The 20798-nt window shown below is 59.7% G+C and carries 22 protein-coding genes; 14 read left to right on the forward strand and 8 right to left on the reverse strand.

The features are described from left to right. Nucleotides 1–79: 79 nt before the first annotated feature. The 5 genes from FFI16_RS06585 (at nucleotide 80) to FFI16_RS06605 (ending at nucleotide 4934) form a co-directional block, all read left to right on the forward strand. Complete coding sequence (locus tag FFI16_RS06585) at nucleotides 80–844, forward strand: allophanate hydrolase subunit 1 (protein WP_138814600.1); 765 nt, start codon at nucleotides 80–82, stop codon at nucleotides 842–844. Next, a complete protein-coding gene (locus FFI16_RS06590) occupies nucleotides 841–1782 on the forward strand; it encodes a biotin-dependent carboxyltransferase family protein (RefSeq protein ID WP_138814601.1) in 942 nt (313 codons plus the stop codon). The genes FFI16_RS06585 and FFI16_RS06590 overlap by 4 nt, the downstream gene beginning before the upstream one ends. Nucleotides 1783–1951: 169 nt before the next feature. Continuing rightward, nucleotides 1952–3289, forward strand: coding sequence for an MFS transporter (locus FFI16_RS06595; RefSeq protein WP_138814602.1), 1338 nt, complete (start codon nucleotides 1952–1954; stop codon nucleotides 3287–3289). A 114-nt stretch (nucleotides 3290–3403) separates the two neighbouring features. Further along, a complete protein-coding gene (locus FFI16_RS06600; protein ID WP_138814603.1) occupies nucleotides 3404–3946 on the forward strand; it encodes a cysteine hydrolase family protein in 543 nt (180 codons plus the stop codon). A gap of 4 nt (nucleotides 3947–3950) precedes the next feature. Next, entirely contained in the window at nucleotides 3951–4934 is a 984-nt protein-coding gene (locus FFI16_RS06605) for a GlxA family transcriptional regulator (protein ID WP_138814604.1), read from the forward strand. On the opposite strand, the gene FFI16_RS06610 is transcribed toward FFI16_RS06605, so the two are convergent. Beyond that, entirely contained in the window at nucleotides 4905–5072 is a 168-nt protein-coding gene (locus tag FFI16_RS06610) for a DUF2986 domain-containing protein (protein WP_138814605.1), read from the reverse strand. The genes FFI16_RS06605 and FFI16_RS06610 overlap by 30 nt on opposite strands. Nucleotides 5073–5212: 140 nt before the next feature. Here FFI16_RS06610 and panB point away from each other — a divergent pair, with 140 nt between their 5' ends. Next, nucleotides 5213–6028, forward strand: a complete 816-nt coding sequence (gene panB / locus FFI16_RS06615) for a 3-methyl-2-oxobutanoate hydroxymethyltransferase (protein ID WP_138814606.1) — start codon at nucleotides 5213–5215, stop codon at nucleotides 6026–6028. Here the strand turns inward: panB and FFI16_RS06620 are convergent. Then, a complete protein-coding gene (locus FFI16_RS06620; RefSeq protein WP_138814607.1) occupies nucleotides 6016–7395 on the reverse strand; it encodes a PLP-dependent aminotransferase family protein in 1380 nt (459 codons plus the stop codon). The genes panB and FFI16_RS06620 overlap by 13 nt on opposite strands. A gap of 302 nt (nucleotides 7396–7697) precedes the next feature. On the opposite strand from FFI16_RS06620, the gene FFI16_RS06625 reads away from it, so the two are divergent. The 4 genes from FFI16_RS06625 (at nucleotide 7698) to FFI16_RS06640 (ending at nucleotide 11665) form a co-directional block, all read left to right on the forward strand. Beyond that, nucleotides 7698–8681, forward strand: a complete 984-nt coding sequence (locus FFI16_RS06625; protein WP_138814608.1) for a DUF1852 domain-containing protein — start codon at nucleotides 7698–7700, stop codon at nucleotides 8679–8681. A gap of 29 nt (nucleotides 8682–8710) precedes the next feature. Further along, nucleotides 8711–9745: a methionine synthase gene (locus FFI16_RS06630; RefSeq protein WP_138814609.1), complete on the forward strand. Its 1035-nt coding sequence runs from the start codon at nucleotides 8711–8713 to the stop codon at nucleotides 9743–9745. A gap of 192 nt (nucleotides 9746–9937) precedes the next feature. Further along, entirely contained in the window at nucleotides 9938–10360 is a 423-nt protein-coding gene (locus FFI16_RS06635) for a MerR family transcriptional regulator (RefSeq protein WP_138815374.1), read from the forward strand. 72 nt (nucleotides 10361–10432) lie between these two features. Next, nucleotides 10433–11665, forward strand: coding sequence for an NADH:flavin oxidoreductase/NADH oxidase family protein (locus FFI16_RS06640; RefSeq protein ID WP_138814610.1), 1233 nt, complete (start codon nucleotides 10433–10435; stop codon nucleotides 11663–11665). 134 nt (nucleotides 11666–11799) lie between these two features. On the opposite strand, the gene cynR is transcribed toward FFI16_RS06640, so the two are convergent. Beyond that, entirely contained in the window at nucleotides 11800–12711 is a 912-nt protein-coding gene (cynR, locus tag FFI16_RS06645) for a transcriptional regulator CynR (RefSeq protein WP_138815375.1), read from the reverse strand. A 111-nt stretch (nucleotides 12712–12822) separates the two neighbouring features. Between cynR and FFI16_RS06650 the strand changes: the two genes are divergently transcribed. After that, entirely contained in the window at nucleotides 12823–13464 is a 642-nt protein-coding gene (locus FFI16_RS06650) for a carbonic anhydrase (protein ID WP_138814611.1), read from the forward strand. A 31-nt stretch (nucleotides 13465–13495) separates the two neighbouring features. Then, nucleotides 13496–13966, forward strand: coding sequence for a cyanase (gene cynS, locus FFI16_RS06655; RefSeq protein ID WP_138814612.1), 471 nt, complete (start codon nucleotides 13496–13498; stop codon nucleotides 13964–13966). A 114-nt stretch (nucleotides 13967–14080) separates the two neighbouring features. Here the strand turns inward: cynS and FFI16_RS06660 are convergent, their stop codons facing one another. From FFI16_RS06660 to FFI16_RS06670, 3 genes are all read right to left on the reverse strand, one after another. Continuing rightward, nucleotides 14081–15316 carry a type II toxin-antitoxin system HipA family toxin gene (locus FFI16_RS06660; protein WP_138814613.1) on the reverse strand — a complete coding sequence of 412 codons (1236 nt, stop codon included), beginning with the start codon at nucleotides 15314–15316 and terminating at the stop codon, nucleotides 14081–14083. Further along, on the reverse strand, nucleotides 15309–15554 hold the full coding sequence (locus tag FFI16_RS06665; protein WP_138814614.1) for a helix-turn-helix domain-containing protein: 246 nt from the start codon (nucleotides 15552–15554) through the stop codon (nucleotides 15309–15311). Before FFI16_RS06665 ends, FFI16_RS06660 begins: the two co-directional genes overlap by 8 nt. 89 nt (nucleotides 15555–15643) lie before the next feature. Then, nucleotides 15644–16684: an alpha/beta fold hydrolase gene (locus tag FFI16_RS06670; RefSeq protein WP_138814615.1), complete on the reverse strand. Its 1041-nt coding sequence runs from the start codon at nucleotides 16682–16684 to the stop codon at nucleotides 15644–15646. Between the two features lie 173 nt (nucleotides 16685–16857). Here FFI16_RS06670 and msrA point away from each other — a divergent pair, with 173 nt between their 5' ends. Then, entirely contained in the window at nucleotides 16858–17364 is a 507-nt protein-coding gene (gene msrA / locus FFI16_RS06675; RefSeq protein ID WP_099487361.1) for a peptide-methionine (S)-S-oxide reductase MsrA, read from the forward strand. Nucleotides 17365–17531: 167 nt separating this feature from the next. Here the strand turns inward: msrA and FFI16_RS06680 are convergent, their stop codons facing one another. Both FFI16_RS06680 and FFI16_RS06685 read right to left on the reverse strand, forming a co-directional pair. Beyond that, entirely contained in the window at nucleotides 17532–17855 is a 324-nt protein-coding gene (locus tag FFI16_RS06680) for a DUF6124 family protein (protein WP_138814616.1), read from the reverse strand. Between the two features lie 478 nt (nucleotides 17856–18333). Then, nucleotides 18334–19575, reverse strand: a complete 1242-nt coding sequence (locus tag FFI16_RS06685; RefSeq protein WP_138814617.1) for an acyl-CoA dehydrogenase family protein — start codon at nucleotides 19573–19575, stop codon at nucleotides 18334–18336. A gap of 272 nt (nucleotides 19576–19847) precedes the next feature. Between FFI16_RS06685 and FFI16_RS06690 the strand changes: the two genes are divergently transcribed. Further along, nucleotides 19848–20771, forward strand: a complete 924-nt coding sequence (locus tag FFI16_RS06690) for an ABC transporter substrate-binding protein (RefSeq protein ID WP_138814618.1) — start codon at nucleotides 19848–19850, stop codon at nucleotides 20769–20771. Nucleotides 20772–20798 lie beyond the last annotated feature (27 nt).

A 20798-nucleotide genomic window follows, 5' to 3' on the forward strand; every position in this document is an offset into this window, starting at 1 on the left:
ACCAGAGCGACGGCGTTTATAAGACAGTGAAGCCCTGCGGGGCGGATCTTCATGCCTGCCGCATGCGAGATATGCCGTGATGTCTGACGTTAACTGTGAGACCAGGCCCGTGCCTGCGTCGCTGCGTTGGCAGTTCGAAGCCTGTGGCGACAGTTGCATCGTGGTGGTGTTTGCCACGGCGTTCAGTGCGCAGGCCAACCGCCGAGCCGTGGCGTTAAGCGCCGCGCTGCACGACTTGCAGGCGCGTGGAAAGCTGTGCGGTATCACGGATGTCGTTCCGGCACTGGTGACGGTCGGCGTGCATTATTGCCCCTACACTTTCGCAATGCAGTCTGCGCACTTAACGCCCTTTGACGCCGTTGCCCAGGTGCTGGAAAACGCCCTGCTGGGCCTGCAAAACGCACCTCGCACGCCCGCTAAACAGTGGGAAATCCCCGTGTGCTATGAGGGCGAGTACGCACCTGACTTGTTGCACATCGCCAACGCCTGCGCCATGACCCCAAGCGAAGTGATTGCCGCGCACAGCGGCCAATGGGTGGATGTGCTGATGGTCGGTTTTGCGCCGGGCCATCCTTATATCGGCATGCATCAACCCGCGTTGAAGCTGGCCCGCCGCGCGGTGCCGCGCACTGTGGTCAAGCAGGGCAGTGTGGGGTTGGCCAACTGCCAAAGCGTGATTTACCCCTCGGATTTGCCGGGGGGCTGGAACATCATCGGCCGCACGCCGTTGCGCCTGTTCACGCCCGCCAATGATCCGCCCTGCCTGCTGACGGGTGGCGATCAAGTGCGCTTTGTGCCGATCAGCGCCCGTGAGTTTGAGTCCCTGGCCGGAGTGCGGCCATGACCATCAAAGTGATCAGGCCCGGGCTGTTTTCCTCGTTCCAGGACACCGGGCGTACCGGCTTCCAGCATTGGGGCGTGCCGGTCAACGGTGCGATGGACCAGGACGCCCACGCACTGGCCAACCTGCTGGTGGGCAACCCGACCCGCGCAGCCAGCCTGGAAATCACCCTGCAAGGCCCTGTGCTGTGCTTTCAGGCCAAGGCCTTGATTGCCCTGGCAGGCGCCGACCTGGGCGCACGCCTGGACGGTGTGGTGCTCAAACCAGGGCAGGCCATTTGCGTAAAACCGGGCGCGGTACTGAGCTTCGAAAAGCGCGAATACGGTGTACGGGCTTACCTGGCCGTCAGCGGCGGTTACCTGCTGCAACCGGTGATGAACAGTGCCAGCACTTACAGCCGAGGCGGGTTCGGTGGGCTGTGCGGGCGTGCGCTCAAAGCCGGCGATGTGATCCCTATCTGTTCTTCATTTGCCAACCCGCCACGGGTGAATATTCCAGCCGGCTGGCTGCTCGACCCGTCAGCCAATGCCGTCTCGATCCGCGTGCTGCACGGCCGCGAATGGCACGAGTTTTCTGCGTCGGCCCGTCAGGATTTTCTCAACGAGCCTTATCAAATGACGGCCGCCTCTGACCGCATGGGCTACCGGCTGGAAGGCGCCGCCCTGGGCCTGACACAGCCCAGGCAACTGCTCTCCGAAAGCGTGACCTTCGGCACCGTGCAAGTGCCGGCAGGCGGGCAGCCGATTGTGTTGATGGCCGACCGGCAAACCACCGGTGGCTACCCACGCATTGCGCAGGTGGCCAGTGTCGATCTACCCAAACTCGCGCAGTTGATGCCGGGTGATGAAATTCGCTTCTCACTGATCGATTTGCCCACGGCGCAGGCATTGCTGGTAGCGCGTATGGGCTGGCTTAAAAAACGGGAGGCCGCCCCCTCATAAACCCGCGTAGCCACCCAACAATAAAAACAGGAGCGCTACATGATCAAGCCTGCATTCAACCTTCTTACTGTCGAGCATTAAAACCCCTGGTATCCCGGCGGGTTTACTTCTGGGTGGCGCAATCCACCTCAATAACTCAAACGACCCAAGGTCGGAGTGGAAGGTGTTTATGTCTCGAGTGTTCTCTACTACGCCATCGCCGAGTGTTAATACGCGTGAAATATCCACCGACACCAGTGCTACCAAAATAGCCAGGCGCGCTGCGATCGCAGCTGCCACGGGCACGGCGGTGGAGTATTACGAATTCGGTGTCTATGGCTTTATGGCGACGATTATCGCGCCGTTGTTTTTCCCCAGTGATAACGCTGCTGCGGCGTTGTTGGCCACGCTGGCGGTATTCGGCAGTGCCTTTCTGATCCGGCCCCTGGGCGGGATTTTGCTGGGGCGCCTGGCCGACCGTATCGGCCGACGCAAGGTATTGCTTAGTACCGTGATTGGCATGGGCACCGCGACGGCGGCCATCGGCCTGTTACCAACTTCGGGCCAGGTGGGCATTGTTGCGCCGATCCTGCTGGTGCTGATCCGGCTGGCCCAGGGCTTTTTTGCCGGTGGCGAAGTCATCGGCGCGGCGGCGTTCCTCGCCGAGTCCTCGCCCAGAGGCCGTCGCGGGTTTTATGGCGCCTTCACTCCGGTGGGCGTGGCGATTGGCGGCTCGATGGCGGCAATCATCTGCGGCATTACCACCGGCCTGGTCGATGCCGAACAACTGCAAGCCTGGGCCTGGCGGATTCCGTTTTTCCTGGCCATTCCCCTGGTGATCTTCTCTTGCGTCATGCGCCACAACGTCGAGGAAACCCCGGAGTTCAAAGCCTTTCTGGCGGTAGAAAAACCACCCACCGCACCGGTCAAGGAAGTGCTCACCCAGAACCTGCCGGCCGTGCTGCGGGTGGTGGTATTCGCTTTTGCACAGAACGCCGGCTACTACATCGGCCTGGTGTTCATGAACATCTACCTCACCACCTACCTGCATTTTGAAAAGGCCAAGATCTACTGGGTGATTGCCGGCGTCAGCCTGTGCATGGCGGCGATGATGCCGTTGTGGGGCGGGCTGTCGGACCGCATCGGGCGCAAGAAGGCCCTGGCGATTGGTTTTGTCGGTTATGCGGTGCTGGTGATTCCGATGATGGTGTTGATGAACAACAGCAGCCTGTTGATTGCGGTGCTGGCGTTTTTTGTCGCGACGCTGCCCATGCCGGTGATCCAGTCAGTGGGCTATCCCACCTACGCCGAACAGTTTCCAACCCGCGTGCGGTACACCGGCATGGCGATCAGTATCAACCTGGGCGCGATTTTAGGCGGCGGGATCACGCCGTATATCGTCACCTCGTTGATCGGCTCGACCGGCAACCTGCTGGTGCCGGGGTTTTTCATGGCCGGGGCGGCGGTGTGTGCGTTGGTGGCGTTGACCACGCTGCGTGAAACCTCACAGGGTGATTTGCGTCGCTGAAACACTATGTCCGAATCAGTCCTTAAGTGGTCCTGCACCTGCCTGTTGCTTATCGACTGGCGTGCTTACCATGGCTTGCATCAACCACTGTGATGCAAGCCACAAGGACCTGTCATGAGCCGCAAAGCCCTTATCGTTATCGATGTGCAGCATTCATTCCGTCATTCTGCTTACTGGTCCGAAAATGACCTGCCATTGTTCCTGGAAAAACAGCAAGCGCTGATCGATGGGTGTGTTCAACAGGGCATCCCGGTGATACAAGTCTTCCATGTTGAAGACCAAGGGCACTTTTCGATGGCATCGGGCAATGTCAAAACCTTGAGCGAGTTGTCGATCAACCCCGACCTGATCATCCACAAGCGCTTTCACAGCGCCTTCGCCGGCACGCCTTTGGCTGCGCGGCTTACGCAGATGGGCGTGAGCGCGCTGATCATCAGTGGCATCCGCACCGAACAGTGCTGTGAAACCACCACCCGGCAGGCGTCGGACAGCGGTTTTAGCGTGGACTTTGTCAGCGAAGCGACCCTGACCTTCCCCATGACCCACGCGCGCACTGGTCGCGAATACAGCGCCGCCGAGATTCGCGAGCGTACCGAACTGGTGCTGGAAGAGCGCTTTGCGCGCATCGTCACCGTCGCCCAGGCCTTGGAGCGTTGAACCCGTGAGCGTGCCGGTGCTGTTCGTGCTGTTGCCCAATGTGCTGATGCTGGACCTGGCCGGCCCCGCCGAGGTGCTGCGCCTGGCCGCGCAGGCCGATGACCCGGCGGCCATTGACTTCGACTTGCAGTACGTCAGCCCGGTGCCGTCGCTGCAAACCTCGATTGGCCTGCCGCTGGCCGGGTTGGCGCCCCTGCCGCCCAGCCTGGCGCTTGGCACCCTGGTGGTGTTGGTCGGCTCCACGTCGAAGGTGAGCAAGGCGCAGCAACAGGCGTTCGAGTCGGCCAGCGACACCTTGACCCACTGGCTGCAAAGCGTGTTTGCCCCATCGGGCGAGCGGCTGGTGTGCGTGTGTGCCGGCGCATTGAGTGCCGCCCGCGCGGGGTTGCTCGATGGCCGCCAGTGCACCACCCACCACGCGCTGTGCGCGGCATTGCAGGCCTTGGCGCCCAAGGCCCGGGTGCTGGAAAACCGGCTGTATGTCACCGACGGCCCGGTCAGTTGCAGCGCCGGTGTCACGGCCGGTATCGACTTGATGCTGCACCTGCTCGCCGAACTGGCCGGGCCACGCCTGGCCTGCAGCGTGGCGCGCGACATGGTGGTGTACATGCGCCGCAGCGGCGCCGACCCGCAGCTCTCAGCCTGGATTACCGGTCGCAACCACCTGCACCCGACGGTGCATCGGGTGCAGGACGCCATCGCCGCTGCGCCCTGTGAAGCCTGGACTGTCACCCGCATGGCCGAACTGGCGTGTACCAGCAGCCGCCACCTGGCGCGGCTGTTCCACGAACACGTGGGCATCAGCCCGCTGGATTACCTGCACACGCTGCGTATCAGCGTGGCCCGTGAACTGCTTGTGGCGTCGAGCCTGGACATGGAAACCGTCGCCGAGCGCGCAGGCTTTGGGTCAGCCCGGCACCTGCGGCGTATCTGGAGCAAGTATGCGGTGGGCACGCCTTCAAGCGGGCGTGTCGGCGCCGCCGGTTGAGGCTTGATCGGCCTCGGCTTCGAGTTTGGCGCGGTCAGCTTTGCTGATGTATTTGTCTTTGCTTTTGGGCGCCAGTTTGGCGCTGGCCTTCTTGGCTTTGGCCTTGAAGAGCTGCTTGAGTTTTTTCTGGCGGTTCATGTGTCGGTGCCTGGTGGGTGAAGGCGCGGATGATATCAGGTTAAAAACCTGGGTCGCTTTTTAGCGTCAATCTGTGCATTGAACGCCCTGGGGTTTTACCAATAATCGGGCCGTGAATTCAGCACAAACGGAAAACACCGATGAGCATCCACACCCGCACCAAACGCCTGACCGTCCCGCAATTGGTTGCCATGAAGGGCCAGCAGAAAATCGTCTCCCTGACTGCATATTCCAGTGCCATAGCCAAGTTGATCGACCCGCTGGTCGACTTTATCCTGATAGGTGATTCCACGGCGATGGTCGGCTATGGCCGAGCCTCGACCTTGAGCATGCAGCTGGAAGAAATCATCGGCCATACCCGCGCCGTGGTCGACAGCACGCGCCTGGCCTGCGTCATTGCCGACATGCCCTTTGGCAGTTATCAGGAATCCAACGAGCAAGCGTTTCGCAACTGTGCCCAAGTGCTGGCGCGCACCGGTTGCGATGCGGTGAAGCTGGAGGCCAACGTGGCGTTGGCGGGCACCGTGGAGTTTCTGGTGGCGCGCGGCATTCCGGTGATGGCCCATGTGGGGTTGATGCCGCAGTTCGTCAACGTGATGGGCGGCTTCAAGGCCCAGGGGCTCACGGCCGAAACCGGTGCAGTGATTGCCGCAGATGCCCGTGCCAACCTGGAGGCGGGCGCCTTCGGTCTGCTGCTCGAAGGGGTGGCCGAAGGCGTCGCGCGGCAGATCACCCTGGATTCGAAGAGGCCCACCATCGGTATTGGTGCCTCACCTGCGTGCGATGGTCAGGTGTTGGTGACCGAAGACCTGTTGGGGTTGGGCGGCGAGCACCTGCCGCGCTTCGTCAAACAGTACGCGGATGTAGGCGCGGTGATTCGCGATGCCTGCGAGCGTTTTGCCGATGACGTGCGCCATGGCCGTTTCCCCGAAGCGCGGCATTGCTACGGGCTTTGATCGATCGCCTCTGCCAATAGCTTTACGGCCTGGGCGATGTCCTTGCTCCAGTCGAGGGTGTAGCTCAGGCGCAGGTGTTGCGGCCAGGCGCCGTGCTGGCTGAACAGCTCACCAGGTGCGATGACGATGCGCTGGGCCAGCAGGCGCTCAAACACCTGGCGCATATCAACCGCGTGCGGCGCCTGCAGCCAGAAGCTGGCGCCGCCTTGGGGTGCGAGCACCTGCCAGTGTTGTTCCAGCAAGGCTTTCATGCCGGTCATGCGCTCCAGCAGCAGCGCCCGTAACGCTTTCAAATGGGTGTCGAGGCGCTTGGAGGTGAGCAACTTGGCAATGGCCCGCTGCCGGATCGGCGACAGCCGAAACCCACGCTCCATAAACACCCGTTGCAATTGCGCCGCGTGCCCGCGACACAGCACGTAGCCATACGGCGCTTCCGAGCCGATGACCTTATCGAAGGTCGAAAACACCAACAGCTTCTGCGGCTCGGCAAAGTCGCGATAACGCGCCGGCAGCGCCTCGAAATACAGCTCGCCGTAGGTGTCGTTTTCCAACAGCCAGATATCCCGCGCCGCCAGCCAGCGACAGATCTGCTGCTTGTCCTGTGCCGGCATCACGCCGCCCTGGGGGATATTCACCGTCGACGACAGCACCGCCAGGCGAATCGGCTCACGCATCAGCACGCCTTCCAGCGCCGCCAGGTCGAAACGCCCGTGGGCGTCGAGGGGCATTTCGATCACACGAATCTTCGCCGCCTGCAACTGGCGCAGGATCGCCCACGAACAGGGTGACTCCACCAGCGCTACCGTGCCGCACAGGTCCAGGGCATTGAGTGCCACATCCAGCACACTGTGCAAGTCCGCGCCGATATACACCTGGTCGGCCTGCCAGTAGCGGTCGGCGGATTGGGTGTAGCGCTCGGCCAATGCCGCGCGCAACTCGGGCTCACCGAAGGGTAAATAAAGCGGCGCGAGGGAGCGTGGATGCTGGCGGGTCAGTTCACGCTCGAGCATCAGCAGCGGGTTTTCCAGCGACAACAGCATCGCCGGTGCATCACTGCTCAGGGCGAGCATTCCCGGCTGGCGGGCGTTGGCAAACACCTGATCGAGCAGGTTGGTTTCAGTGGAGGTTGCAGCGGAAATCATGGCCTTTATGAAATAGCCCTGTTTGGGCCGGGCGTAGATCCGCCCTTCATCCTCAAGCAAGCCGTAGGCATACTTGGTGGTCGACACCGAAACGCCAAGGCGCTCGGCCAATTGGCGCAGGGACGGCAGTTTGCGCTCGCCTGACGATGGGCTGGCGTCGATCAACTCGACCAGGTAGCGGTAGACCGCTTGATAGGCAAAGCCGGCGTCTTTGGGTTTATCCATGATCCATTGAGCTGCGGGAAACAGAGTGGGAAGAGGGCCTGCCAGTATCACCCAAGGCGATCTCATTTGCGCGCGTCCAGGGCTTAAACAGCCCACGGCTACGGCCCATTGGGTTTCAGGCAACCCATCATGAACAGGGCTAAAGGTTTAGTGAAATCGTTTCATTATCTCTTGCTCTAAGGCCAGCATACACTCCACCTTAATTATTGAAACTGTAAAGACTTGGGTCAAATGTCGGCGTGTTGCTAAAAGGCAAGCAGTGAATTCAAGTCTGTCTCAACTTTTTAAGGTGCCAGGTGGTCATGAACAACGCGTTTGAATTTACGATTAAAAGTATTTGTTTTGACGAACACTATCGCCCCTCCGAAAATACGCGTATCACCACCAATTTCGCTAATTTGGCGAGGGGCGAGCGCCGCCAGGAGAACTTGCGCAATACCTTGAAGATGATCAATAACCGCTTTAATGCCTTGGCGCATTGGGATAATGCCAACGGTGATCGGTATGCGCTCGAACTCGAAATCGTGTCCGCCGAGATGCAGATCGGTGTTGAAAGCAATGGACAGGCGATTCCACTGATCGAAGTGTTGAAAACCACGATCGTGGACCGTAAAACCAACGAGCGCCTTGAGGGCATCGTTGGCAATAATTTCTCTTCATATGTACGCGACTATGACTTTAGCGTGGTGTTGTTGGGCCATAACCAGGGCCAGGCTGAGTTCAGCACGCCTGACAATTTCGGCGACTTGCACGGCAAGCTGTTCAAGTGCTTCGTGAACTCGAGTGCGTACACACAGAATTTCAAAAAGCTGCCCGTGATCTGCCTGAGTGTTTCGAACACTAAAACCTATCATCGCACTGAAAATCTGCACCCTGTGCTGGGTGTTGAATACCAGCAGGATGAGTATTCGTTAACCGATGAGTACTTCAAGAAGATGGGCTTGAGTGTTCGCTATTTCATGCCGGCAGACAGTGCTGCGCCGTTGGCGTTTTATTTCTTTGGCGATTTACTCAGCGATTACACCAATCTTGAACTTATCAGCACCATTAGCACGATGGACACCTTTCAAAAGATCTACCGGCCTGAAATTTACAATGCAAATTCCGTTGCCGGAAAACGCTACCAGCCGAGTTTGAAGCACCAGGATTATTCATTAACACTTATTGTTTATGATCGAGAAGAACGTGGTCGGCTGGCGATAGAGCAGGGCAGGTTTGTTGAGGAGAACTTTATCAAACCCTATCACACTGTGCTTGAACAGTGGTCCGCCCATTACGCGGCTTGACTCATCAAACGTACAAGGTTGTCCCTATCATGAAAAAGTTATTACCGACCTCTACAGCTGGCAGCTTGCCAAAACCCGCCTGGCTTGCCGAGCCCGAGACGCTGTGGTCGCCCTGGAAGTTGCAAGGTGACGAATTAATCGAAGGCAAGCAAGATGCCTTGCGCCTGGCATTGCAGGAACAGCAACACGCCGGGATTGATATCGTCAGTGACGGTGAGCAGACTCGCCAACACTTCGTGACCACGTTTATCGAACACCTCAGCGGGGTTGATTTCGAGAAACGTGAAACCGTCAGGATTCGTGATCGCTATGACGCGAGCGTGCCTACGGTCGTGGGCGCCGTTGCCCGGCAAAAGCCGGTGTTTGTCGAAGATGCCAAGTTCTTGCGCCAGCAAACCAGCCAACCGATCAAATGGGCGCTGCCAGGCCCTATGACCATGATCGATACGCTGTATGACAACCACTATAAAAGCCGCGAAAAACTCGCGTGGGAATTCGCCAAGATCCTCAATGAAGAAGCCCTGGAATTGGAGGCGGCGGGCGTCGACATCATCCAGTTTGATGAACCGGCATTTAACGTGTTCTTTGACGAGGTGAATGAATGGGGCGTCGCCACCCTGGAACGGGCGATTGAAGGCCTTAAATGTGAAACGGCGGTGCATATCTGTTATGGCTATGGCATCAAGGCCAACACCGATTGGAAAAAGACCCTGGGGTCGCAGTGGCGGCAATATGAAAAAGCCTTCCCCAAGCTACAGAAATCCAGCATCGATATCATTTCGCTGGAATGTCACAACTCCCATGTTCCCATGGACCTGATTGAGCTGATTCGCGGTAAAAAAGTCATGGTTGGAGCGATTGATGTGGCAAACCACGCCATTGAAACGCCCGAAGAAGTGGCCAATACCCTGCGCAAAGCCCTTCAGTTTGTCGATGCCGACAAGCTCTATCCATGCACTAACTGTGGCATGGCGCCCTTGCCTCGCCACGTGGCAAGGGGCAAGTTGAATGCGTTGAGTGCAGGCGCAGAGATCGTTCGAAGAGAACTCCTCAACGCGCGCTGAGCCAACATTGGAAGGGGTCTACGCAGTTGCACCCCCTGTTCAGGATTTACCATGTCATTTCCCACTACGACGGTCGAGCCACTGAGCTTTGTCCTGCACGCCGAGATGGTTGACCACGGCGGCCACGCTTGGCTGCCGGATCACTTGAGGTTTACAGTCCGCCTCAAGGTCAATGAGTGTGCGGAGTGGAACATGAGAATAGGCGAACTGGCGAAACTTAGCGGCTTGGCGCCGTCACGCATCCGTTTCTACGAAGCCAGCGGCCTGATCAAGTCGGTGACGCGCAAGGCCAATGGCTACCGTGACTATGCGCCGGAAGCTGCGGCGATGTTGCAATTGATCACGGGCGCACAGGCGGCGGGGTTTTCCCTGGACGAAATCCGTCAATTGCTGCCGATGAATGCCAACGGCTGGCAGCACGAAGCGTTGCTCGGTGCCCTCAAGCGCAAGGTCGAGGAAATCGAGGTGGTGCAGCAACGCCTGGCGCAGAATAAGGCCCAGTTGCTGCGGGTGATTGACGGTATCGAAGGCAAGCCTGAGGGCGTGGCATGTGCGGACAATGCGCAATTGTTGCTCAACCGCCTGCAGGATGAGCGCGAGAAAGCCGTGCATTGACCTGAAAAAAGCCATTGACCTTAAAGTTGGCTTTAATCTTAAGGTGGTCCCACGCCAACTGAGGACTGCCCCATGAATCTGTTTGACCCCCTGTTATTACCCAACGGTTCGACCATCAAGAACCGCATCGCCAAAGCCGCCATGGAAGAGAACATGGCCGACGCCGAGCAGGCGCCTTCCGCCGAGCTGCTGCGTCTCTACCAGGCCTGGGCCGACGGTGGCGCCGGCCTGATCATCACCGGTAACGTGATGGTCGACGGCCGCGCCATGACCGGCCCCGGCGGCGTGGTGTTACAGGATGAGCAGCAACTGGACAAGTTCAAGCGCTGGGCGCAAGTGGGCCGCTCTGGCGGCGCGCAATTCTGGTTGCAGATCAATCACCCCGGCCGACAGATGCAGGCCAACCTGGGGCAACAGACTTGGGCACCGTCGGCGGTCGCCATGGACCTGGGCACCTTATCCAAACACTTCAGCCGGCCCCAGGCCATGACCGCCGAGGTGATTGCCGAGGTTATCCAGCGTTTTGCGCGCGCCGCTCGCCTGGGCGAACAGGCCGGTTTTACCGGTGTGGAAATCCATGCAGCCCATGGTTATTTGTTAAGTCAGTTCCTCTCGCCGTTGAGCAATCAACGCACAGACGCGTGGGGCGGCTCCCTGGAAAACCGCGCGCGGTTGTTGCTCGATATCGTCAGGGCGGTACGGGCGGTGGTTAGCAGGGAATTTGCGGTGGCGGTCAAACTCAATTCCGCCGATTTCCAGCGCGGCGGGTTCACCGCCGAGGATGCCAAGCAGGTGGTTGAATGGCTCAACGACCTGGGTGTGGACCTGGTGGAGTTGTCCGGTGGCAGTTACGAAGCGCCCGCCATGCAGGGGGACGCGCGTGACGGCCGCACCCTGGCGCGTGAGGCCTATTTCGTTGAGTTTGCCCACGACATCCAGACGGTCGCCAAAATGCCGGTGATGGTCACCGGCGGTATCCGTCGACGTCCGGTGGCTGAAAGCGTGGTGCAAGGCGGCGTGGACATGGTGGGCATCGGCACCGCATTGGCGATTGATCCGCACCTGCCGCGTGCGTGGCTTGAAGGCAAAGACACCGCGCCCGAACTGCCGCCGATCACCTGGAAAAACAAGGCCTTCGCCTCCTTGGCAAATATGGCGCTGGTCAAGTTCCAACTGCGCAAACTCAGCCAGCGCAAGCAGCCTGATCCCGGCGTATCACCGTTACGCGCATTGATCGAGCAACAACTGGGCAATGCTTTGCGCACGCGGCAGTATCGCCGCTGGATCGCCAAGCGTAGCGCGTAGGCGGTGGTGAGGACGGGATGAGTTCCGCCGCTGCAACCTTCATCAAAGGTGGGAGCAAATCGTCGCACCGCTGCGATAGCATCAACGGGTTGCGCCTGATGCACCGAGGTGCCTGTATCGCAGGCATCCCACCTTTAATCGGCGTGGTTTGGACGCTCGCGCTCTCCCAGCGCTAGCGCTACGTCCTTGGCCACCTCGATAAACGCCCGCGCCGCCGCGCTCTGGTAAACCCCTTTGCGCTGCATCAACACCGCCGTGCGCTGCAACCGTTGTGGCCCCAGTTCAATCGCGGCCAACTCGGGATGCGCCCGTGCAATCGCGGCCGGCAATAGCGTTGACAGCGTGGTCCGGCGCACCACCTCGATCAATGCGCCAATCACATTGGCCTCCATCACCACGCGTGGGCGGATGCCGTGTTGGTTGCAGTAGCGGTCGATCTGCTCGCGGGTGGCGAACTCCTTGCTGAGCAAGATCAGCGATTCGCCATTCAGCGCCTCCAACCCGACTGTGGCCGCGCCTGCCAATGGGTGTTGACTGCCGACCACCAACGCCAGGGTTTCTACCAGCAGGGGACAACTGTCGATATCGGGTGCGTGCTCTTGAGCAAAGGCGATGCCCACATCCAACTCGTCGGCCAACAACTGGTTTTCCATCTGCTCCTGGGCGACTTCACGCACGTTCAGCGTGATGTTCGGATAGCGGCCGTGAAAGGCTTCCACCAGCGGCCCTACGAGGTAAGTGGTGAAGGTGGGCGTGACCGCAACCCTCAGCGTCCCACGGCTCAAATCCCCCACGTCATGGATCGCACGCGTGCCTTCCTGCAGTGCCTGCGCCGCGCGTAACGCATAGCGCAGGTAAACCTCGCCGGCATCGGTCAGACGTGTCTTGCGCCCGGAGCGATCAAACAACTGCGCGCCGAGGCTTTCTTCCAACTGCCGCACCTGCTGCGACAGCGCCGGCTGCGAGACATGCAGGGCCGTCGCCGCCTTGGTAAAGCCCTGATGCTCTGCGACGGCAAGGAAGTAGTGGATATGGCGCGCCAGCATGCTTGTACTCATAAGATTATCTGATGTACTTGATCATATATCAGACTTTTACCTTATTTAAGTGGCTGCGTAACCTTTGCTTCATCGCATCGCGAACCAAAGGAGTCACCCATGCAAGACATCATCGACGGTTTCCTGAAGTTTCAACGCAACGCCTTCCCCGAGCGTGCCGGCCTGTTCAAAGACCTGGCCAACCAGCAGAGCCCTCGGGCGCTGTTCATCTCCTGCTCCGACAGCCGCCTGGTGCCAGAGTTGGTCACGCAGCGCGAGCCGGGCGACCTGTTCGTGATCCGCAACGCCGGCAATATCGTGCCGTCCTATGGCCCTGAGCCGGGCGGCGTGTCGGCTTCGGTGGAGTACGCCGTCGCTGCCCTGCAAGTCAGCGACATCGTGATCTGCGGCCATTCCGATTGCGGCGCCATGACCGCCATCGCCACCTGCAAATGCCTGGACCACATGCCCGCCGTGGCCGGTTGGTTGCGCTACGCTGACTCCGGTCGGGTGGTCAATGAGGCCCGCCAGCATGTCGACCAGCCCGCCAAAGTTGCTTCCATGGTGCGCGAAAACGTCATCGCGCAATTGGCCAATATCCAGACGCACCCTTCGGTGCGCCTGGCCCTCGAAGAAAAACGCGTAACGCTGCATGGCTGGGTCTACGACATCGAAAGTGGCTGCATCCAGGCCTTCGATGGCCGCACCGGCCAATTCGTCGCCCTTGCCGACAACCCGACTGCGCGCGCCGTTTCCTACTGACCCCCGACTTTTTACCCACGGAGATAACCCCATGATCCAGTCGCAAATCAGCCAGACCACTCGCCTTGCCCTGACCGACGTCATCCTCTTGGCCAAAGCCCGCAAAGACCTGTCGTTCGCGCAGATCGCCGAAGGCACCGGCCTGCACGAAGCTTTCGTCACCGCCGCCTTGCTCGGCCAGCACCCACTGCCAGCCGATGCCGCTCAAGCCGTGGCCGACACCCTGGGGCTGGATGCGGATGCCGTGCTCCTGCTGCAAACCATCCCGGTGCGCGGCAGCATCGGCAACGGCATCCCGACCGACCCGACCATCTACCGCTTCTACGAAATGATCCAGGTCTACGGCACCACGCTCAAGGCGCTGGTCCACGAGAAGTTTGGCGACGGCATCATCAGCGCGATCAACTTCAAGCTGGACGTCAAAAAGGTTGAAGACCCGGACGGTGGCTCCCGCGCCGTGATCACCCTGGATGGCAAGTACTTGCCGACCAAGCCATTCTGATCGCCTGCACCACGGCCCGGCGCTGCGAAGCGCATGGGTCACGGCGGCCACATTGTTGGCCTGGCCTCTGTGTGTCAGCGGTCGGTGGTTTTCTGACTATGTGAGCAAGCAGAATTACGCCTGCTCAATACTCCTCGCCAGTCCAGCCGCCCACGCTGTAGCCATCTTTGTCCCCACCTCATCAAACGCTGGGTGGCTGGTTCGATAGTCCGAAAGCTCCGTCAGCGCGCAGGTCATCCCCTTGTGTACCCGGGTGAGCAATTCATTGCAGCGAGCCTCAGTCAAATTGCATGAGCTACGCCCGAACTGGACCAGCATCTTACGCTTCGGCCACGCTTTCGAGCCGCCGAGCAGCAGGCCCATAATGTCGTTGCTCTGGTACACCGTGGTTGTCACGAGGTCGTAGGCAGGCGCCAGCCAGATATCCGCATCTTCAGCACAGTTCTCATAGAGCAGGCCGAAGTTCTTCAAGTGACCGTCACCATTTTGAATGCCCGCCGAGAGCGCCACCATCATGAAAAAGTCCTCCAGAGCCTTGGTCACACGGGAAGGCGACACGTAAGCCTTTATCAGCTTCGCGCAGCCCTGGTAACTGCCGTCGTACTTCTTTTCGGTTCCCCAGCCGGATAGAACGCACATGTCCTCAAAACCGAGGTAGGCGTTACTGCCAATGTCGAACCGTTTCACCACCAGTAACTTTCCCTGCTGGCTCAGTTGGCACTCAGGCACTTCCAGGCCCGTATGAAAGGCAGCGCGCATGCAGAAAAATTCGTTGGCCGCCAGTTGCGCAAAATCTGAATCATTGAACGCCTTCACCAAGTGTGTGGCACCTCGGTGAGTGAGGCGTGCAACGTCGGGGTCTGCGTTGTCGACATTGCGCACCAGTACTTTCGGTTGAACACCTGACACGCCTGAGTAGGCTGCGTAGGTTTTCATCAGATCCTCGAAAAGATCCTTCGCCCCGTCATGGACCAACAGCTCAGAAAGCTTAATTCCAGGCAGTGAATCGTCGCCGATGTCGCGGGCAACGCTAATGCGGCCTAACTGGTGTGGGCCTACGATACCCAGTAAGGCGAAATCATCAAAACCGCGCACTGACTTGCTGAAGCGCCGCACAAGTTCTGCTTTGAGGTGCCCTTCGGGTATGTGCATCTCAAATAGAGGATGGATGCCATACGCCCAGTTGTAGCTCTCCAATCGCACGGGCATGGTCAAAGAGACCGCATCCTTTTCGGCCACAGCATTGTCATACGAGAAAATCGAATCGCGCGGGTTTTCTTCGCTGCGCCCGAGTGTACCGGCCGCCACGCCGCCGACACCGATGTACAACCTGTCACCTTGCCTAGTCATGAACGTTTCCTGCTTTCAGTTCATCAAGCGACTTGCGCCGACGTTTAGGTATCGCAGACAACTCGTATCCCAGGCCCTCGAGGATCGCTGAAACCTTGCGAATGCCCACCTCAGGGATAGTGTTGTTCTCGATCCCTGAGATGGTCGCACGGCTCATACCATGTCGTTGCGCGAGCTGGCTTTGTGAAAGACCGGCAGCCTTACGCAATTTTTTGATCAGGAGACCTAAATCGTCCATATTAAACTGCATCCTATGCAATGCATTTATTGGTTTAAAGCTATATATGCATCGTATTTGATACGTTTTGATTTGAATAGATCTTTCTTCTAGTGGGAGGCTGTCTGCCCCAGAAACCCGGTAATCAGCCCCACCACCTGCTGCTGAATTACCGCCCGTGGCCGCCCACCCTCGCCATCGCGGCAGATCATGCCATCGCCCGGCGAGCTTTCCTCAATCAACGCGATCGCTCCCGGTTTGCAAATCGACATAAAGCTGAAGTGTGTGGCGTCGCTGATTTCCACGTACTGCGTCGAGGCTTTTGGCAGGCGCTTGACCAGGTTGGCGGATTCCAGGTTGGGGTCCATATCCTCGGTTGGCACGCCCCCCGCGATGATCAGTGCGGGCACCTTGAATGCTGCCAGGCTGGCGTCGGTCATGCCGCGTGACAGGCCCAGGTCCAGAGACACGATGGCGGTGACGCGTTTGTCGCTCAAGTCTGCGGCCAGCCGGGCTTTGCCTTCGGGTGTCGCGGCGGGGTTCATCTCGTGGTAGCCAATGCAACCGCCCAGTTTTGGGTGGGCTGCGCAGTCACGGGCGAACAGGTCAGGATCGAAGCGCGCTCCGCCGATTTCCAGCACAGTCCAGCCACCGAGGGAATGGCCGACGGCGGAAATTTGTTGGTTCGCCACCGCGCCAAATTGCTTGGGTTGAGCCAGTACCGCGTCGATGGCGCGGCTCAGGTCGGCCGGGCGCTGCCATAGCTGCGCGGCGGTTTGCGGGTTGCGGTCCTTGGTGGTGGTGCCGGGGTGGTTCACCGCCGCGACGATGTAACCCTTGTGCGCCAATGCACTGGCCAGCCACACCTGCTTGCCCCAGTTGCCACCGTACCCGTGGGACAGCAGCACCAGCGGATGCTCGCCCGCAGCCGGCGGCGCGTCGGGCACGGCGAGGGCGCCGACGAAGACCGCGTTGTCGGCGATCAGCTTGGGCTTGGCCGTGGTGGTCGCGGGGTACCAGACCACCAACTCCAGTGGGCGATTGTTGTGCGCATCGGGCAGAGTGGTGGTTTTGAAACCGACCGGGCTTTCGTCGGCGAAAGCGGGTGTGGTCAGGCAAAGCAGGAACAAAGCGCGTAGAGCGGTTTTCATTGTTTTTATCGTCCTTGATGAGGTGGCGAATCATCACCTGAAACCCTGTGGTCTGCACATCCCCTGTTTGCACTTAATGCCAGGCCCCTTGCCTGAGATTAATCCCCTGTCCGACCTTGGTATTGGCCAACCCAGCCCCATAACTATCCTTGTATCCACTGAGGGCGCAGACCATGACCAACCCAACCGAAACCGCCATCCTTGCCGGCGGCTGCTTCTGGGGCATGCAAGACCTGTTGCGGCGCTACCCTGGCGTGCTGCAAACGCGTGTCGGCTACACCGGCGGCGATGTGCCGAATGCCACGTACCGCAACCACGGCAACCATGCCGAAGCCATCGAGATCGTGTTTGACCCGGCGGTGATCAGTTATCGGCAGATTCTGGAGTTCTTTTTCCAGATCCATGACCCGAGCACGCCTAACCGCCAGGGCAATGACACTGGGCCCAGCTATCGCTCGGCGATTTATTATTTGAGTGAACAGCAGCGCGACATTGCCGAAGATACGGCGGCCGACGTGGATGCATCGAAGCTGTGGCCGGGCCGTGTGGTCACCGAGATTGAGCCGGCAGGGCCGTTCTGGGAGGCGGAGCCTGAGCATCAGGATTATCTGGAGCGGATACCGAATGGGTATACCTGCCACTTTATTCGGCCGAACTGGAAGTTGCCGAAACGGGCTTGAGAGTTCGCATGACGTGAACCCTGCGCCAATCCAAAATGTGGGAGCTGGCTTGCCTGCGATTACGGTGTGTCAGTCAATAAATTAGTTAACTGATCCTCCGCCATCGCGGGCAAGCCCGCTCCCACATTAGCCTTGGGTTGTCTTGTGTTCAGCGATCCATTGCACCGTTAGCCGGCGGCCTCGCGCTCTAGCAGCTTGTCCATTAGCAACACTCCCAACTCACTCAACTGGTGAATCGCCAGCGCCACGTCGCGCTGTTTTCCCGACAAGTCTTCCGACAGGTCGAGCAGCAAGGCGGTGACCGAGGAAAAGGTTTCGTAGCTGTTGGTGATCAGGGTTTCGTTGCTGGCGTCGGCGGCGACGTTGAACAGCGCAGGCGGTGACAACGCTGGGTCGGTTTGTGGATTGAGGTAGTGATCAATTGCGCGATGGGCGGCCTGATTGAGTTTCAGGTCGGGTTCGCTTGGAGGGTTCGGCGTAATTTTGAACATCATGTAATTCCTGAATGGAGCCGACACCCTTTCGCTACTACACAAAGAGGGTGGCAGCTGTACGCAGGTTAGTAGACCGGGGAATTACACAAAGCCGGCGCGCCCGAAGGCGCCCTACGCACAGCCACCATCAGGCACAGACAGGAACGTCTGTTAGATGAAGCTCATGCACCAAGTGTAATTGACCCCAGGGCTACTAAACCCGATCACTGAATTGTCAGCGACCGAGCAACCTTAGTGACACCCACCAGAGCGCACAAGCCGGCGGATTCTGACGCAAGCGTAGGCAATGGAGCAAGGCGCTGTGGCTTCGGACTTTGCTGTTTCAGTGTGCGCTGTAGGACGTGAACCCCACACTGACCTAAATGTGGGAGCGGGCTTGCTCGCGAAAGCGGTGTATCAGCCAACACATTCAGTGGCTGACACTCCGCTTTCGCGGGCAAGCCCGCTCCCACAGGGGGCTGTGTTGGTTGGACGGTCAGGTTTTGGCCACACCTACCCGCCACTGCGCCGGCGGCAGCAAGCCATTCACCAGGTAATTACCCACGATCCGCGACTTGTACACCCGCGGGTTATGGTTCGCCAACGTGCGCGCATTGCGCCACAACCGATCCAGGGCCTTGTTGCTCGCCGTGGCGCTGGCGCCCAATGCATCAAACAACCCGGTGGTTGCCGCCAACGTCGCATCCACCACCGGATTGACCGCCAGGCACACCTCCAACTCCGCCAACGCAACCTGCGGGTCGTCATCCTGCAATGGCTGGTCATGGGCGATCACATACTGCGCCGTCTGGTCCAGGCGCTGCGCCGCGTGCTGGGTGATGGCTTGTGCGGAATAAGCTTGGCTGGCGACTTCGCCAATCACTTGCAGCAACTGCACATCCTGGGCCGCCGTGTCGGCGTTGCCGGTGGTGAAGGTGCGGGCGCGCTGGCTGAGTTCTGCCGCGCCACTGAGCGCGGCGCGGCGGGCGATGCCGGCCAGGGTCGCAAGGTGGTAGATCTGGTAGAACGATTGGCCATACGCAAAGCGCTGCGTGGTGGGGCGCACATCGTCATCCACCACCGGTGCGTTGTCGAAGAGGCAGGTGCCGCTGGCGGTGAGGCGTTGGCCGAAGCCGTTCCAGTCGTCGACTATCTGTACACCGGGCGCCTTGAGGTCGACCACCAGGCTGTACACCACGCCGTCTTCGCCGGTGGCCACGGTGTTGATCAGGTCACTGTAGAGTGCGCCGGTGGTGTAGAACTTCTTGCCGCTGATGCGCAGTGTGCCATCGGTGTGGCGGTGCAGGCGGGTACCGAAATCGCCACGGGCCTGGTTGCCGACTTCGGTGCTGCCCGGGGAGAGCAGGGCGCCTTGGCCGAGGCGGTCGAGCCATTGGGCGCGCCAGTCGTGGTCTTTGGCGCACAGTACGTCTTCGCAAAAGCCAAAATGCCCACGCAGGGCCTGGGTGATGTTGGAGTCGGCGGCGGACAGTTCTGTCAACAGCGCAAGCAGTTCAGCGAAGGTCGCGCCTTGCCCGCCGCAACTGACTGGCAATCGCCAGCGTGGCAAACCCAGTGCGTTGAGCTGTTGGATCACCGTCGCCAGGCTGGCGCGTGTCTGATCCGCCTCGGCTGCGTGTGCAAGGATCTGCGCAAACAGCAGGCGAAACGGAGCGGCCAGTTGTTCGTAACGGGCGGAGGGCGCAGTGCCCCAGATATTCAATACGGGAGTCGACATGCAATGGACCTTGCAGAAAGGGTTTCAGGCGCGGGGTCCAGTGGTCTGGTGGCGTCACCCTAACTCAGTGGGCTGCAAACTTTTAATACGAAAAATAGCTAACCCACTGTGCAGCGGTTCTATCGATAGTGCACAACAGTATTAAACCCGGCGCTTTTATTGCGTTAGCTTCTACGGGCGCCACGCTCGGCGACCGTCAAAACCCTTCCCTCATTGCCAGACTGCACGCCCACAGATGGTTGAGCCAGCCATTAACTGTGTGGATTCCTCCTATGATCAATCGTCGTAACCTGCTTGCCATGCTGGGCCTGGCCTCACTGACGCTGCACGGCTCATCGGTGTGGGCGGCAGCGCCGCAGACCCTCACGGTGGGTGACCAGTTCTTCTCCAATCGCATCGTCCTGGAGCTGTCCGGCGAGCTGCAAGACTTGCCGTATAAAATTGACTTCAAACGCTTCAATACCGGCTCCCCGGTGGCCTCGGCGGTTGCCAGTGGCGCGCTGGACGTGGGCATTGTCGGCGACACGCCGGTGATCAGCCTCGCCGCCAATGGCGCGCCGGTCAAAGTGGTCGCCAGCACCCAGACCAGCCTTGATGGCGTGGGCATCGTGGCGCGCAAAGGCATCCATTCGGTGGCCGAGCTCAAAGGCAAAACGGTGGCGATCTGGAACGGCTCGTGGAGCCAGCAACTGGCCTACAAGGCCCTGGATGAAGCCGGTGTGCCACGCAACAGCGTGACCTTCAAATACCTGCTGCCGGCCGAGGCCAGCCTGGCGCTTAGCCAGGGCGACATCGATGCCTTCGGCACCTGGGAACCCTACGTGTCGTTGCAGGAGAAAGAGGGCAGCACCCTGATCCGCAATGCCAAGGGCCTGATGAGTGCGCCAACCTACATCGTTGCGTATGAGCCGGCGCTGGCGCAGAAAAGCGCGATTATCAAGGATTTTATCGCGCGCCTCACCCGTGCCCGGGTGTGGAGCAGCACCCACGTGGACGAGTATGCCGAGGCGTGGTCGAAGGCCAATCAATCCGCACCGGAGATTGCCAAGGTGTGGTTCAAGCGTGATGCGATCAAGGTACTGCCGATCTCCCCGACCATTGTCAGTGAGGCCCAGGCCACGGCGGATTTCCTGGTGGATGCGCAGATGCTCAAACAGCATTACGACGTGACGCCGTTGTTTGATCAGGCCCTTTAAACGCGCAGGTAACACGCGCTAATAGTC

This window comes from Pseudomonas sp. KBS0710 (assembly GCF_005938045.2).
In the GTDB taxonomy this organism is placed as follows: Bacteria; Pseudomonadota; Gammaproteobacteria; order Pseudomonadales; family Pseudomonadaceae; genus Aquipseudomonas.